Annotated in this window: 5 protein-coding genes; 4 read left to right on the plus strand and 1 reads right to left on the minus strand. The window is 75.2% G+C overall.

Annotation, left to right across the window (positions count from 1 at the left end):
* Window positions 1-8: 8 nt before the first annotated feature.
* Window positions 9-656: a response regulator transcription factor gene (locus AB0E02_RS32545; RefSeq protein WP_362146132.1), complete on the minus strand. Its 648-nt coding sequence runs from the start codon at window positions 654-656 to the stop codon at window positions 9-11.
* 194 nt (window positions 657-850) lie between these two features.
* Between AB0E02_RS32545 and sbnA the strand changes: the two genes are divergently transcribed.
* From sbnA to AB0E02_RS32565, 4 genes are all read left to right on the plus strand, one after another.
* Window positions 851-1,831 carry a 2,3-diaminopropionate biosynthesis protein SbnA gene (gene sbnA / locus AB0E02_RS32550; RefSeq protein ID WP_362146183.1) on the plus strand — a complete coding sequence of 327 codons (981 nt, stop codon included), beginning with the start codon at window positions 851-853 and terminating at the stop codon, window positions 1,829-1,831.
* Between the two features lie 89 nt (window positions 1,832-1,920).
* Window positions 1,921-8,361 carry an amino acid adenylation domain-containing protein gene (locus AB0E02_RS32555; protein ID WP_362146135.1) on the plus strand — a complete coding sequence of 2,147 codons (6,441 nt, stop codon included), beginning with the start codon at window positions 1,921-1,923 and terminating at the stop codon, window positions 8,359-8,361.
* A complete protein-coding gene (locus tag AB0E02_RS32560; RefSeq protein ID WP_362146138.1) occupies window positions 8,361-15,578 on the plus strand; it encodes an amino acid adenylation domain-containing protein in 7,218 nt (2,405 codons plus the stop codon). Before AB0E02_RS32555 ends, AB0E02_RS32560 begins: the two co-directional genes overlap by 1 nt.
* The gene (locus AB0E02_RS32565; protein WP_362146141.1) at window positions 15,575-16,399 is read left to right on the plus strand and encodes an ABC transporter permease; all 825 of its coding nucleotides are present in this window, start codon (window positions 15,575-15,577) and stop codon (window positions 16,397-16,399) included. The genes AB0E02_RS32560 and AB0E02_RS32565 overlap by 4 nt, the downstream gene beginning before the upstream one ends.
* Window positions 16,400-16,504: the final 105 nt, after the last annotated feature.

Raw genomic sequence — 16,504 nt, forward strand, 5'->3', positions numbered from 1 at the left:
CGCCGCGGTCAGGAGTGGTTGAGATAGGTCAGCACGGCCAGCACCCGGCGGTTGTCGTCCTTGGACGGCGGCAGATCCAGCTTCTGCATGATGTTGCCGATGTGCTTGGTGACCGCCTTCTCCGTGATGACGAGCGAGGCGGCGATGCCGGCATTGGACCGGCCCTCGGCCATGCCGTGCAGGACGTCGCGTTCCCGGTCGGTCAGGCGCGTGACCTTTTCGTCCCGCCCGCTGCCGGACATCATCGCGGTGACCACGTCCGGGTCCATCACCGTGCCCCCGCCGGCCACCTGGCGCAGCGCCGAGACGAACTGCGTGGCGTCGAAGACCCGGTCCTTCAGCAGATACCCCACGCCGCCCTCGCCGTCCGCGAGCAACTCGCGCGCATAGAGCTGGTCGACGTACTGCGACAGCAGCAGTGACGGCTGGCCGATGTGGCGGCGGCGCGCCTCCAGCACCGCTCGCAGCCCCTCGTCGGTGTGGGTCGGCGGCATCCGGATGTCCGCCAGGACCAGGTCGGGGCGTTCCACGTCCAGGGCCCGGACCAGCTCCGGGCCGCTGCCGACGACCGAGACGACCTCGAAGCCGTGCGGTTCCAGCAGCCGGATCAGACCCTCGCGCAACAAGAACTGGTCCTCGGCGAGCACGACGCGCATGGCTGCCTTCCCCCCATTCGGCACCGCCCGGACCACGACTTCGGGCCGGGCCGCCCAGAACCTAGCAACGGCCTTGTAAGAGCGGCAAGTTGGCAAATTCCGGTCAGCGGCCCGTCAACCGGCAGTCAGTGCGATTTGGCAGGATCGCGCACGCATCTGAAGAAGCCCCTACCCATCAAGGCGGCAGGTGTCCCATTCACATCATCACCGCTCCCCACGAATTCAATGCCGACGACCTCTTCGTCGATCTGGAACCCCTCGTCGGTGAACCGTTGATGCTGAAATGCGAGGGATTCAATTTCGCCGGTTCCATCAAGCTCAAGGCCGCGCGCGCGATGGTGGACGCCGCCGAACGCCGAGGACGCCTGCGTCCCGGCTCCACCCTGGTGGAGAGCTCCTCGGGGAACCTCGGTGTGGCACTGAGCCTGCTGGCGGCCGGCCGGGGCTACCGCTTCGTGTGCGTGACCGACTCCCGCTGCACCCTCGGCGCCCGTCAGCTCATGCAGGCACTGGGCAGCGAGGTGCACGTCATCACCACCCCGGACCCGGTGGACGGGCTGCTCGGCGCGCGCCTCGCGCACGTCCGCGAACTCTGCGCCGGCAACGAGGACTTCCTCTGGCTCAACCAGTACGCCAACCCGGACAACGGGCAGGCCCACTACGACACCACCGGCCCGGAGATCCTCAAGGCCTTCCCCGACCTGTCGGTCCTCTTCGTCGGGGCCGGGACCACCGGCACCCTGATGGGCTGCGCCCGCTACCTGCGCGACCACCAGCCGTCGGCCCGGGTGGTCGCGGTGGACGCGGAGGGCTCGGTCACCTTCGGCGGCCCCGCCCGGACCCGCATGATCCCGGGGCTGGGCACCGGGGTGCGGCCCCCGCTGCTCGACGAATCGCTGGTCGACGACGTCGTCATGGTCGCCGAGCCCGACACCATCCGCAGCTGCCGCCGGCTGGCCCGCCGCGGCTTCCTCTTCGGCGGGTCCACCGGCACCGTCGTCAGCGGCGCCCTCACCTGGCTCGCGCGGCATCCGCTGCCGCCCGGCGGCCGGGCCGTCGCCATCGCCCCCGACCTCGGCGAGCGCTACCTGGACACCGTGTACCAGGAGCAGTGGGTCGCCGACCTGTACGGCCCGCGGACCCTGGACGACGACGTGCCCGCCCGGGTCGGCTGAGCCGCCCGCCGTCCTCCGCTCCCACCCTCGCCGAGGCGCCCCCGTAGCAGCGGCCCCGCCCTTCCACCGTGACGCGTCCAGGAGACACCATGACCCAACCCGCCGACACCGCCCTGCCGTTGACGGGCGCCCAGTCCGGCATCTGGTTCGACGAGCGGCTCTCGCAAGGGCGACTGGCCTACAACATGGCCGACTACCTCGACATCTCAGGCCCGCTCGACGCGGACCTGCTGCGCCGGGCGCTGGAGACGGTGCTGCACGAGGCGGAGTGCACCAGGGCGCGGTTCTCCGAGACGGACGGCGTCCCCGTCCAGCACGTGCGGCCGCTCGGGGAACTGCCGCTGCGGCAGCTGGACCTCAGCGGCACCGCCGATCCGGTCGCCGAGGCGCTGCGGCTCTTCGACGAGGACCTGCACCGGCCCTTCCGGCTCACCGGCGGCCTGCTGTTCCGGCTGACGCTGGTGCGCATCGCCGCCGACCGCCACCTGCTCCACCTGGCCATGCACCACCTGCTCGCCGACGGCTACAGCCGGCTCGCGGTCTACCGCAGGCTCAGCGAGGTCTACGGCGGCCCGGCCGCCGACCGGGACGGACCGGCGGGCACCCCGCTGCCCCCGCTGCGGGTGCTGCTGGACGGCGAGGCGGCGTACCTGGCCTCGCCCGCGGTCGAGCGCGACCGGCTCTTCTGGGAGCGTCACCTGCCACAGGACGCCGAACCGACCAGCCTGGCCACCGGGGACCCGGCACCCGGCACCGCGTTCCTGCGGGTCACCCGCACCGTCGACGCCACCGCCGCGGCCGCCTGGCGCGCCGCCGCGGCGGACGCCGGGGTGACCTGGCCCACCTTCGCCATCGCCGCCACGGCCGGCTACGTCGCCAAGGCCACCGGCAGCCCCGAGGTGCTGCTGACCCTCCCGGTGACCGCACGGCAGTCCGCGCTGGCCCGCACCGTCCCCGGGATGGTCGCCAACTACCTGCCGTTCCCGGCCCGGTTGCCCGCCCCGACGACGGTGGCCGAACTGCTCGGCGCGACCTCCCGGACCCTCGCCCGCTCGCTGCGGCACCAGCGCTACCCGGCCGAGCGGCTGCGCCGGGCGATGGGGCGGACGGCGGGCGACCGGCGGCCGTTCGGACCGTTCGTCAACGTGCTGCCGCAGAACCCGGAGATCCGCCTCGGCCCCTGCCGGGCGGAGCTGCACAACCTCTCCACCGGCATCGTCGACGACCTGATGATCACCGTCCTGGACGCCGTCGGCGGTGGCCTGGAACTCCACATGAACGGCAACCCCGCGCTCTACCGCCCGGAGGAGATCCGGGACCACCTGAGCCGGTTCGAGGCGTTCCTGCGCCGGCTGGCGTCGGCCCCGGCGGACACCCCGCTCGGCCGGCTGGAGATGGTCACCGAGGACGAACGCGCCGAGCTGCTCACCGCCGGCACCGGAGCCACCGGCCCGGTGCACGGCGGCGTGGTGGAGCGGATACGGAAACACGCCGAGCGGGACCCGGCGGCCAGGGCCCTGGCGGAGGGCGAACGGACCGTCTCCTACGGGGAGTTGGTGGCCTGGGCCGACGCGATGGCGCGGCGGCTGACCGAGGCCGGCGTGGGGCCCGGCTCGCTGGTGGGCGTCCTGGCCGAACCCGGCGCGGTCTTCCTCGGCACGGTGCTGGCCGTCCTGCAGGCCGGCGGGGCCTGGGTTCCGCTGGACGTCCGGGCCCCGGCGGCCCGGGCCGCCGGGCTGCTCACCGACGCCCGGGTGGGCCACCTGGTCGTGGGGCCCGGCTGCGCCGCGCCGGCCGACGAGGTGACCGCGCTGACCGGCCACCCGGTGCGGCGGCTGGCGGCGGACGGGGACTTCACCGCGGCGCCCGCGCCCACCGCGCCGGCCGCTTTGGCGGGCGGGCCGCGCGACCCGGCCTACGTGATCTTCACCTCGGGGTCGACCGGCCGGCCCAAGGGCGCCGTCGTCGAACGCCACGGCATGCTCAACCACCTCCTCGCCAAGATCGAGGACCTCGGCCTCGGGCCCGGCGACACGGTGGTGTGGAACGCACCGGTGACCTTCGACGTGTCGGTGTGGCAGATGCTGGGCCCGCTGCTGGCCGGCGGCGTCGTACAGATCGTCCCGCACGAGGTCGCCGCCGACCCCGAGGCACTGTTCGGCACGGTCGCGGACCACGCGGTGACGGTCCTGGAGGTCGTGCCGTCCCTGCTGCGCGCCGCCCTGGACCTCTGGCAGGTCTCGGGCACCGGCCCCGACACCGCCTCGCTCCGGTGGCTGATGGTCACCGGTGAGGCGCTGCCGGCGGACCTGTGCGCACGGTGGTGGCGGATCGCCCGGGTGCCGATGGTCAACGCCTACGGCCCCACGGAGTGTTCGGACGACGTGACCCACGCCGTGCTGCGGCCGGGGGAGGAACTGGGCGCCCGGGTCCCCATCGGCCGGCCGGTGCGCAACACCGTCCTGCACGTGCTCGGCGGCGACCTGCGCCCGGTCCCGGTGGGCCAGGTGGGCGAACTCTTCGTCGGCGGAGCCGGAGTGGGCCGCGGGTACCTCGGTGACCCGGTCAAGACCGCCGCCTCGTTCGTCGCCGACCCCTTCGCCGGGGGCGGGGCCCGGATGTACCGCACCGGCGACCGCGTGGTGCGCCGCCCCGACGGGCAGCTGGAGTTCGTCGAGCGGCTGGACCACCAGGTCAAGGTGCGCGGACACCGGATCGAACTGGGCGAGGTGGAGGCCGCGCTGCGCGCCGTCGACAAGGTGGCCGACGCGGCGGTGCGGGCGGTCGCCGGCCCGTCCGGCACCACCCGTCTGATCGCCTACGTCGTCGCGCCGGACGTGCCCACGGACGTGGTGCGCGACGCGGTCGCCTCGGCGCTGCCGGAGTACATGGTGCCGTCGGGCTGGGTCGCGCTGGACCGGATGCCGCTGACCGCGCACGGCAAGGTGGACCGGCGGGCGCTGCCCGATCCCGTTTCCGGTGGCCCCGCCCCGGTAACCCGGCGGCGCCGCGCGCCGCGGCCGGGGGCCGAGACGGTGCTCTGCGAGACCTTCGCCGAGGTGCTGCACCTGGCCGAGGTCCGGGTCGACGACAGCTTCTTCGCCCTCGGCGGCGACTCCATCACCGCGATCCAGGTGGTCAGCCGGGCGCGGACCCGCGGGGTGACGCTCACCCCCCGGGCCATCTTCGACCACCGCACACCCGCCGCCCTCGCGGCGCACCACCCCGTGGGCGGGGACGAGGACGCCCCGGCGGGATCGACGCCGCGCACCACGGCGGCCGACGACGGCGTCGGGGACGTCGAACCCACCCCGATCATCGCCCAGCTCTGCGAGGACCTGACCACGCTCGACGGGCCGGCGGCGCAGTACAGCCAGTACGTGGTCCTCCGCACACCCCCGGAGCTGACCGCCGAAGCCCTCCTCCCCGCCCTGCAGGCCCTCGTCGACCACCACGACGTGCTCCGGCTGCGGCTGCACGAACCGGTGCCCGGCGTCTGGACGCTGCGCACCGGGGAGCCCGGCACCGTCGACGCCGCCGGCCTGCTCCACACCGCGGACGGCGCCCCGCCCGACCCGGCCGCCCTCGAACGGACCGTGGCGGCGCAGGTCGAGGCGGCCCGCGCCCGGCTCGACCCGCGCGCCGGCGTCATGCTGCAGGCGGTGCTCCTCGGCCGCGGGCCGGACGGCACCGGCCGCCTGCTGCTGCTGGCCCACCACACCGTCGTCGACGGCGTCTCCTGGCGCATCCTCCTCGCCGACCTGCGCTCCGCCTGCGAGGCGGTCGAGGCCGGGCAGCGCCCGGAGCCGGCGCAGGTGCCCACCTCCTACCGGCGCTGGGCCTCCCTGCTGGCCCGCGAGTCCCGCTCCGGCCGGCGGATCGCCGAACTCGACCACTGGCAGCGCCAGACCGTCGACCCGGCCGCCGGTCTCGGCCGGCGCCCCCTCGATCCGGCCCGTGACACCTACGGCCGGGCCGGCCGGCTGCGGCTGCACCTGCCCGAGGACACCACCGCCGCCCTGCTCACCTCCGCCGTCACCGCCTTCCACGGCGAGATCAACGACCTCCTGCTGGCCGCACTCGCCCTGGCCGTCGGCCGCTGGCGGTCCCGCCACACCCCGGACGCCGGCCCGCGGGTCCTGGTCGAACTCGAAGGCCACGGACGCGAGGAACTCGACGAAGCGGCCGACCTGTCCCGCACGGTCGGCTGGTTCACCTCCGTCTTCCCCGTCCTGCTCGACCCCGGGGAGTTCGACGCCGCCGAGGCCTGGGCCGCCGGGCCGGCCCTGGCCACCGTCGTCAAGCGCACCAAGGAGCAACTGCGCGCGGTGCCCGACCGCGGCCTCGGCCACGGCCTGCTGCGCCATCTCAACCCGCAGACGGCCCGGTTGCTGACGGCGGGCGGCACCCCGGAGATCGGCTTCAACTACCTCGGGCGGTTCACCGCGGACGGCGCGGCCGGGCCGTGGACCATGGACGGCGCGCACGCGGTCGTCGGCACCGGAGTCCACCCCGACATGCCGCTGCGGCACCCGCTGGCCGTCACCGCCGTCACCGAGGACCTCGGGACCGGACCCCGGCTGGCCGCCGAGTGGCTGTGGGCCGACGGCGTGCTGACCGCCGCGGACGCCGAGGAGATCGCCCGGGGCTGGTTCGAGGCGCTGCGGGCCGTGGTGCGCCACCTCGCGCTGCCGGACGCCGGCGGACACTCCCCGTCGGACTTCCCGCTGGTCTCCCTGACCCAGGAGGAGACCGACGACCTGGCGCGGGAGAGCGCCGGCGCCCTGACGGACGTGCTGCCGCTGACCGCGTTCCAGCGCGGCCTGCTCTTCCAGGCCCAACTGCGCGGCGACGGCCCCGACCTCTACACCCTCCAGATCTCCGCCGACCTGACCGGCCCCCTCGACCCCGCGGCGCTGGAACGGTCGATGGCCGCCCTGCTGCACCGGCACCCCCAGCTGGCGGCGGGCTTCCGCTACCGCGACACCGGCGACCCGGTCGCCGTACTGCGCGACGGCGTCAGCGTGCCGCTCACCCGGGCCGACTGCCGCGCCCTGTCCGCCGAGCAGCGCGAGGCGGAACTGTCGCGGCTCGCCGCGGCGGACCGGGAGCGCCACTTCGACCTCGCCCGCCCGCCGCTGATGCGCTGGACGCTGGTCCGCCTCGACGACCGGCGCCACCGGCTGATCTGGACCCTGCACCACATCCTGGTCGACGGCTGGTCCATGCCCGTCCTCGTCCGGGAACTGCTGACCTGCTACGCGGACGGCGGCGACGCCCAGGGCCTGCCCGCCCCGGTGCCGTTCCGGGCCTACCTGGCCCGGCTCGCCGCACAGGACCGGGCAGCGGCCCGGGCCGTCTGGCACTCGGCGCTGGAGGGCCTCACCGGACCGGTCCACCTCTGCGCGGCCGAGCCGGGCCGGGAACCGGTCGAGCCCGCTTCCGTGCCGTTGTTGCTGACGGAGGCCGAAACCGCCGCGCTCACCGGGTTCGCGGCCGCCCAGGGACTCACCGTCAACACCCTCCTGCTGGGCGCCTGGGCGGCGCTGCTGAGCCGGACGACCGGACGTGACGACGTGCTGTTCGGCTCGATCGTCTCCACCCGTCCCGGCGGGCTGCCCGGTGTGGAGTCCATCGTCGGACCGTTCCTCAACACCCTCCCGGTACGTGCCGCGCTGCGCCCGGACGAACCGGCGACCGACTTCCTGCACCGGTTGCAGAAGGAGCAGTCGGCGCTGCGCGACGCCGACCACCTGGCGCTCGGCGAGATGCTCGGCGGCAACCCCGCGCTCGCCGCGGCCGGTGAACCCTTCGACACGGTCCTGGTCTTCGAGAACTTCCCGACCGTGGCCCCCGACGACCTGCCCGCCGGGGCGGGCCTGCGGGTGGCCGACGCGGGCGCCCGCGACGCCCGCCACCACCCCCTCAGCCTGGTCGTGCGGACCGGCACCCGCATGGAGATCCGCTTCGACCACGCGCCCGACGTCCTGGACCGGGCCACCGTCGAGGCGCTCGCCACCGCCTTCCGCCGGCTGCTCCTGGGCCTGGTGGAGCACCCCGGCCGGCCCGTGACCGGACCGGACGTCCCGGGCCCCGACGACGGCGTGCTGCCCCGCGGCGGGGCCCCGGCGCCCGCCGGCGGAACGGACCCGGCCGGCACCGGACCGGCCCCCGGCCCGGAGGCCGCCGAGGTGCAGCTGCTGTGCGGGCTGTTCGCGGAGGTCCTGGGGCTCGGCCAGGTGGGCCCGCAGGACAACTTCTTCCTGCTGGGCGGGGATTCGATCAGCGCGATCCAGGTCGTGGGCCGGGCCCGGGCGAAGGGGCTGGCCCTGACCGCCGGCCAGGTCTTCCGGCTGCGCACCCCCGCCGCCCTCGCCGCCGCCCGGCCACCCGCCGAGGAACCCGCCCCGGCCGGGGCCAGCACCACCGCGGAACCGGCGGGCCCGGCTGACCTCCTCGGCCTGGACGGCGACGAACTGGCCGTGCTCGAAGGTGAGTTGGCGGAACTCGACACCGAGCTGGAGTCATGATGGCGACCACCCCCACGAGCCGGCCGAGCAGTGAGTTCCTGCCGCTGTCACCGCTGCAGCGCAGCTTCCTCTTCCACGCCGACCTCGTGCAGGACGGCCCCGACATCCACGTCCTGCAGTTCACGGCCGACCTCGCCGGCCCCCTCGACGAAGGCCGGCTGCGCTCCGCGGTGCGCACCCAGTTCGTACGCCACCCCAACCTGCGGGCCTGCTTCCGCACCCGCAGGTCGGGCGAGCCGCTGCAGGTGCTGCCCGCCGCCGTGCCGCTGCGCTGGACCACGATCGACCTCGGCCACCTGCCCCCCGACGGGCAGGCCGCCGAACTGGAACGGATCACCGAGGCCGACCGGACCGAACGCTTCGACCTCACCCGCCCGCCGCTGCTGCGGTGCACCCTCGTCCGCCGCGCCGACGGTCTGCACCGCTTCCTGCTCACCGCGCACCACATCGTGGTGGACGGCTGGTCCATGCCGCTGCTGCTGTCCGGCCTCTTCGAGGACTACGCCGCCGCGTCCGCCGCCACCGGCCCCGCCGTACGCCCGGGGACCGGCTACCGGGACCACCTGACCTGGCTGACCCGCCAGGACGTTCCGGCGGCACGTCAGGCGTGGCACGAGGCGCTGTCGGGGCTCTCCGAACCGTCCCTGGTCGCACCGGACGACCCGGGCCGCGCCGCGGTCGTCCCGCACACCGTGCGCGGCCACCTCCCGCCACCGGCCGCCGACCGCCTGGCCCGCTGGGCGCGCGGCCACCAGCTGACCACCGGCATGGTGGTCCAGGGCAGTTGGGGACTCCTCGTCGGCCAGCTCACCGGCCGGGCCGACGTCACCTTCGGAGTGGTGGACTCCGGCCGGCCGGCCGAGCTGCCCGGCGTCGGCGCGCTGGTCGGGATGTTCGCCAACACCCTGCCCGCCCGGCTCCGGATCGACCCGGCCCGCTCCCTGACCGACCTGTTCACCGCCTTCATGGACCAGCAGGCGGACCTGCTTCCGCACCGGCACCTCGGCCTCGCCGACATCCAGCAACTCGCCGGCGGCCGAACCCTCCTGGACACCGCGGTGCTGTTCCAGAACTACCCGCGGGCCGGCGAGGACGCCTTCACCGAACTGACCGGCCTGCGGCTGCTCGCCTCCGACATCCGCAACGACACCGAGTTCCCGCTGAGCCTGGTCGTGCTCCCCGGGGACGGCCTCGAACTGAGCCTGCAGTACCACCCCGGACTCTTCACCGAGCCGGCCGCCCACCGGCTGCTGGCACGCGCCACCCGGCTGCTGGACCGCCTCCCCGACATCGCCGGCGAACCGGCCGGCCGCCTCGACCTCCTCACCCCCGGCGAACGCGAGCTCGTACTGGCCCGGTACAACGACACCGCCCGGCCCGCCCCCGATCGGCTGCTGCCGGACGCCCTCGCCCGGCGGGCCGCCGCGGACCCGGACCGGGTCGCCGTGGTCAGCGATCACGGGACGCTCACCGCGGGCGCGCTGGAAAGCCGCGCCAACCGGCTCGCCCGGCACCTGCTCGACCACGGCGTCGGGCCGGGATCCGTCGTCGCCGTGGCCATGCCCCGCACCGGCGATCTGCTGGTCGCCGTGCTCGCCGTCCTCAAGACCGGTGGCGCGTTCCTCGCGGTCGACCCCGACCACCCGCGCACCCGCATCCGGTACATGCTGGACGACGCGCGTCCCGCCGTGCTGCTGAGCGCCACCGCCGAGGCCGCCGCCATCGGCTGGCCGGGCCGCACCGTCCTGGTGGACCGGCCCGCCGTCGAAGAACTGCTGGACACCCTCGCCGACGGCGACGTCACCGACGCCGAGCGCGGCGGCCCGCTCCGCGCCGATCTGCCCGCCTACCTCCTGTACACGTCGGGCTCGACGGGCCGGCCCAAGGGCGTCGTGGTCCCACACGGCGCCCTGGCCAACTTCCTCCACGACGTGCCGCACAGAGTGCCCCTGACCGCGGACGACCGCACCCTGGCGACCACCACCTTCGGGTTCGACATCGCCCTGCTGGAACTCTTCCTGCCGCTGCTGACCGGCAGCGGCCTGGTCCTCGCCGACCGCGCCACCACCCGCGACCCGGCGGCCCTCGCGGCGGCGCTACGCACCCACGGCGCGACCGTCCTGCAGGCCACCCCCAGCCAGCTGCAGGCCCTGCTGACCTCACAACCCGCCTGCCTGGCCGGCCTGCGCCTGCTGTCCGGGGGAGAGGCGCTGAGCGCGGCGCTCGCCGAGGGACTGCTCCGGCACGCCGGATCCCTCGTCAACTTCTACGGCCCCACCGAGGCCACCGTCTACGTCACCGCGCACGAGGTACGGGCGCCGGTCGACCGCACCCCGCCCATCGGCACCCCGCTGGCCAACACCCGCGGATACGTCCTGGACGCGGCGCTGCGACCGGTACCGCCCGGCGTCGTGGGCGAGCTCTACCTGGCCGGCTCCCAACTGGCCGACGGCTACCTCGGCCGCCCCACGCTGACCGCCGAACGCTTCGTCGCCGACCCGCACGGCGCCCCCGGCACCCGCATGTACCGCACCGGTGACCTGGCCCGCTGGGACGCCGACGGGCAGCTGGAGTACCTCGGCCGGACCGACCACCAGATCAAGGTGCGCGGCCACCGCATCGAACCCGGCGAGATCGAGGCCGCCCTCGTCGAACAGCCCGGCGTGACCCACGCCCTGGTGGTGCCCCGCACCTACGGGGAGGACGACGTACGGCTGGTCGCCTACCTCGTCACCCCCGACCCGGACCCGGACACCGCGCGGATCCGCGAGGGGGTGGCCGCCGCGCTGCCCTCCTACATGGTCCCGGCGGCCTTCGTCCGCCTGGACGCACTGCCGCTCGGCCCCAGCGGCAAGGTCGACCGGGCCCGGCTCCCGGAGCCGCCGACCGCCACCCGGGCCCGGCCCCTCCCGGCCACCGGCACCCCCGCGCTGGACATCCTGCGGGGCCTGTTCGCCGACGCCCTGGGCTGCGCCGACGTCGGCCCGGACGACGACTTCTTCGTCCTGGGCGGCCACTCCCTGCTGGCGACCCGGCTGGTCAGCAGGGTCCGGGCCGCGCTCGGGGCCGAACTGTCGGTCCGCGCCCTCTTCGACCACCGCACACCGGCCGCCCTCGCCGGCCACCTCACCGCCGCACCGGCCGCCCGGGAACCGCTGCGCCCGCAGGAACGGCCGTCCTTCGTGCCGCTGTCGCACATGCAGCAGCGGCTGTGGTTCCTCAACCGCCTCGCCCCCGGCGGCGGCGCCTACCACGTGGCGTCGGCGGTCCGCCTCACCGGCGCGCTGGACACCGCGGCGCTGCGCGCGGCCCTGGGCGACCTCACCGACCGCCACGAGGTGCTCCGCACCGTCTACCCCGAACTGGCCGGCGTCCCCGGCCAGGTGGTGGTGGACGCCGCCGAGGCCCGGCCGGACCTCCCGCGGTACGAGGTGCCCGGGGGCGAGCGGGAGCTGACCGCCCGGCTCACCGCCGAGTGCGCGGCCGACTTCGACCTCACCACCGAACTCCCCTTACGCGCACGGCTGTTCCGGCTCGAACCCGACCGGCATGTGCTGCTGCTGGTGATGCACCACATCGCCGTCGACGGCTGGTCGCTGGAGGTCCTCGCCGGCGAACTCTCCGAGGCGTACCGGGCGCGGACCGCCGGCCGCGCCCCCGAGCTGCCCGAACTCCCGGTGACCTACACCGACTTCACGCTGTGGCAGCGGCGCCTGCTCGGCGCCGAGGACGACCCCGAAAGCCTGCAGAACCGGCAACTCGACCACTGGACCACCGCCCTGCGCGGCATGCCCGAAGAGCTGGAACTGCCCACCGACCACCGGCGGCCGCAGAGGGCCGGGTACGCCGGTGACGCGGTCGGCTTCACCGTGCCCGCCGAGATCCACCGCCGGCTGGCCGCGCTGGCGGTCTCCGCCGGCGTCAGCCCGTTCATGGTGCTCCAGGCCGCCCTCGCCGCCACCCTCACCAAACTGGGCGCCGGCCCCGACATCCCCCTCGGCACCCCCGTCGCGGGCCGCACCGACGCCGCCCTGCACGACCTGGTCGGCTTCTTCGTCAACACCCTGGTGCTGCGCACCGACACCGGCGGCGATCCCACCTTCGGCGAACTGCTGCACCGGGTCAGGGAGGCGGACCTCGGTGCCTACGCGCACCAGGACCTGCCCTTCGAGCGCCTGGTGGAGGCGCTGGGCCCCACCCGCTCCCTGGCGCGCCAGTCGCTGTTCCAGGTCATGCTCATCCTCCAGAACACCGAGCGCACGCGGTTCTCCCTGGACGGACTGGAGTGCGCACCGGTGGAGGTGGGCCTCGGCGTCAAGTTCGACCTCGCCTTCGAGATCGCCGAGGAGCACGACGCCGAGGGACCGGCGGGCCTGACCGGCCGGCTGGAGTTCGCCACCGACCTGTACACCCGCCCCACCGCCGAGCGGCTCGCGGAGCGCTTCGTCCGGCTGCTGACCGCCGCGGTCACCCGGCCCGCGGCACGGCTGAGTTCCCTTGCGGTCCTGGCGCCCGGGGAACGCCGGCAGATCCTGGACCGGTGGAGCGCCGACCGGCGGTGGACCGCGCCCCCGCCCGTCACCCTGCCCGCCCTGTTCGAAGAGTGGGCGCGGCAGCAGCCCGGCCACCCCGCGTTCGTCTCCGACCGGGACCGGCTGAGCTACCGCGAACTGGACGAGCGGGCCGGCCGGCTGGCCCGTCATCTGCGGGACCTCGGCGCCGGCCCGGGCACCCTGGTCGCCCTGGCGCTGCCCCGCTCGGCCGACCTGGTGGTCGCGCTGTTCGCGGTGCTCAAGACCGGCGCGGCCTACCTCCCGGTCGACCCCGGCTACCCCACCGCGCGGATCACGCAGATGCTGACCGACGCCCGGCCCACGCTCCAGGTCACCTGCACCGCGGTGCGGGCATCGGGCGCGCTGCCCGACGACGTGCTGCCGGACGGCCGGACCGTGGTCCTCGACGATCCCGCGACCGCGGCGGCCGTCGCAGCGCGCCCCGCCCGGCCGCTGACCGACGACGAGCGCACCCGGCCCCTGACGCCCGCGGACCTCGCGTACGTGATCTACACCTCCGGTTCCACCGGGCGGCCCAAGGGCGTCGCCGTCCGCCACGCCACGGCCGCCGACCTCGCCCGCGACCACCGGGCCCGCCTCGGGCTCGGCCCGCACACCAGGGCCCTGCAGTTCGCGTCCTTCGGCTTCGACGCGGCCGTGTGGGAACTGTGCGTCTCGCTGTTCAGCGGCGGCACCCTGGTCCAGGCCGACGACGACCGGCGGGCCGGCGAGCCGCTGGCCGACACGATCCGCCGGCACGCGGTGAACCTCGCGGTGCTCCCGCCGGTCGTGGTCGCCTCCCTTCCCCCGGACGCCCGGCTGCCGAAGGACATGCTGCTGGCGGTCGCCGGCTCGGCCTGCCCGCCGGAGCTCGTCGAGCGCTGGGCCGGGGCCACCCGGATGGTCAACGCCTTCGGTCCGACCGAGACCACGGTCTGCTGCTCGATCAGCGAGCGGCTCGACGGGGGACGCCCCCCGATCGGCCGCCCCGTCGCCGGACACCGGCTCCACGTCCTCGACGACGCGCTGTCCCCGGTCCCCTCCGGGGTCACCGGAGAGCTCTACGTGGGCGGCACGGGCCTCGCGGTGGGCTACCTCAACCGCCCGGAGCTGACCGCGGCACGCTTCGTCGCCGACCCCTTCGGCCCGCCCGGCTCCCGCATGTACCGCACCGGAGACCTCGTACGGTGGCTCCCCGACGGCAACCTGGACTACGTGGGCCGGGCCGACCAGCAGGTCAAGATCCGCGGCTTCCGGGTCGAACCCGGCGAGATCGAGAGCGCGTTGACCGAGGAGCCCGGGGTGGCCCAGGCGGCCGTCGTCGCACGTGCGGACCGCCCCGGGGACCTGCGGCTGGTCGGCTACCTGGTGCCCGAGGCCGGGACCGAACCCGACCTCGCGGCGCTGCGTGCCGCCCTCGCCCGCAAGCTGCCCGGCCACCTGGTGCCGGCGGCCCTGATGGCCCTGCCGGAGCTGCCGCTGACCGTGCACGGCAAGCTGGACGTCGCCGCGCTGCCGGCGCCCGAGCGGCGCGGCACGCCGTCCCGGCCGCCCGCGCCCGGCACCGAACGGCTGGTCGCCGACGCCTTCGCCGAGGTGCTGGGGGTGGCCGCGGTCGGCGCCGAGGACGACTTCTTCGCCCTCGGCGGCAACAGCATCGGCAGCGTCCAACTGGTCTCCCGGCTGGCCAAGGACGGCCTGCGGATCGCCGTCGCGGAGGTCTTCACCGCCCGCACCGTCGCCGCCCTGGCCGCGCTGGCCGGCCCCGGCCCGGCGGCCTCGGGCCGCGGCACGGTCCGGCACCTGGAGGAGCAGTGGACGGCCGGCGGACTCGACACGGCCGGCCTGGACCCGTTCGCCCCCCTGCTGCCCATCCGGCCCACGGGCGAGCTGCCGCCGTTGTGGTGCCTCCACGGCGGGCTGGGCCTCAGCCTTCCGTACCTCGGCCTGGCGGCCCACATCGACCCGGCCCGCCCCCTGTACGGCCTCCAGGCCCCGCAGGCGAGCGGCGGCGCACCACCGGCCGGCCTGGAGGCGCAGGCCGACGACTGCCTGGGCCTCATCCGGCGGATCCAGCCCGAGGGCCCCTACCACCTGATGGGCTGGTCCTACGGCGGACTGCTCGCCCACCAACTGGCCGTCCGGCTCCGGGCCGGCGGCGAACGCGTGGCTTACCTCGCCAACTTGGACGCCTACCCGCACGACCCCGCCCACGACGGGCCGCTGCCGGGCGACCGGGAACTCCTGGTGCGCTTCCTCGCCTACCTCGGGCACGAGGACGCGGCCGGGGCGGCCGACGGCGGCGCCGGGTCCGTCGCGCGCACGCTCCGCCGGCACGGGGGGACGTTCGCCCGGCTCGCCACCGAGGACGTCGAGCGGCTGATGGCCACCATGCGGCACCACGCCGACCTGGCGACCCGCTTCCGGCCCGGCCGTCACGAGGGCGACATGACCCTGGTGGTCGCCGCCGCCGAGCGCACCAAGGAAGCCACCACGCACTCCGTCCGGCGCTGGCGGCAGCACGTGACCGGCACGGTGCACCGGCACGACGTACCGCACGAGCACGAGTACCTGATGCACCCCGGCCCCCAAGCGGCGATCGGGAAGATCATCGACGACGACCTGCGCCGCCTCGCGTCGCGGCGCCCCGGAAGGCAGGCATGAGCACCCTCACCGTCGACACCCCAGCCGGACCGTCCGCCGCAGCCGGCGTCGTCAGGGAGACCTTCGCCCTGGCCGGCCGGCGCCTGCGCCATCTGCGCCGGGCCCCCGGACGCATGGTGGGGCTCGTGATGAATCCCCTGGTGATGCTGCTCGCCGTGGGCTACCTGTTCAAGAACGCCATCGTGTCCCCGCACGGCGGTGCCTACCAGGAGTACCTGATGGCCGGCATCACCGCGCAAGTGGGCCTGGCCGGTGTGGGCCCCACGGCGGTCAGCGTCGCCCTGGACCGGCGGGCCGGCCTGATGGACCGCTTCCGGTCGCTGCCCATCTCCCGGGCGGCGGTGCTGACCGCGCACGCGCTGGGCGACCTGCTGATCGGGCTCGGGGTCCTGGTGGTGATCAGCCTCGTCGGCCTGGGCATCGGATGGCGGGTGCACGGCGACCTGCTGTCGGTGCTCGCCGGGTTCGGCGTCGCCGCCCTGTTCATCCTCGCGACCGTATGGGTGGGCATCGCGCTCGGGATGACCGTGAGCAACATCGAGTCCGTCGACTCGATCGCGGCCCTCGGCCTGGTCGTCTGCACCTTCCTCTCGGACGCGGTCTTCTCGGCGTCCGCGATGCCCGCCTGGCTCCGCCCGGTGGTGGAGTGGAACCCGGTCACCGCGGTGGCCGACGCCATCCGCCACCTGTGGGGCAACCCCGTCCAGCCCGGCTCGGGCTTCCCCGGCCAGCACCCCTTCCTGGTCGCCGGCTGCTGGCTCGGGTTGCTGCTCGCCGGGTCCGTGGCGGCCGCCCTGACCAGCTTCCGGTCACGGGAGTGAGACGCCCCGTGCGGCGCGGCCACCGGGCACCGGGGCACCCGGCGGGCGCAGCATACTGAGCAGCCGCTTACCATGGACCGGCATGTCCGCAACAGCACCAGGAGC

Origin of the sequence: Streptomyces sp. NPDC048196 (assembly GCF_040652715.1) — a bacterium.
GTDB classification, from domain to species: Bacteria; Actinomycetota; Actinomycetes; order Streptomycetales; family Streptomycetaceae; genus Streptomyces; species Streptomyces siderophoricus.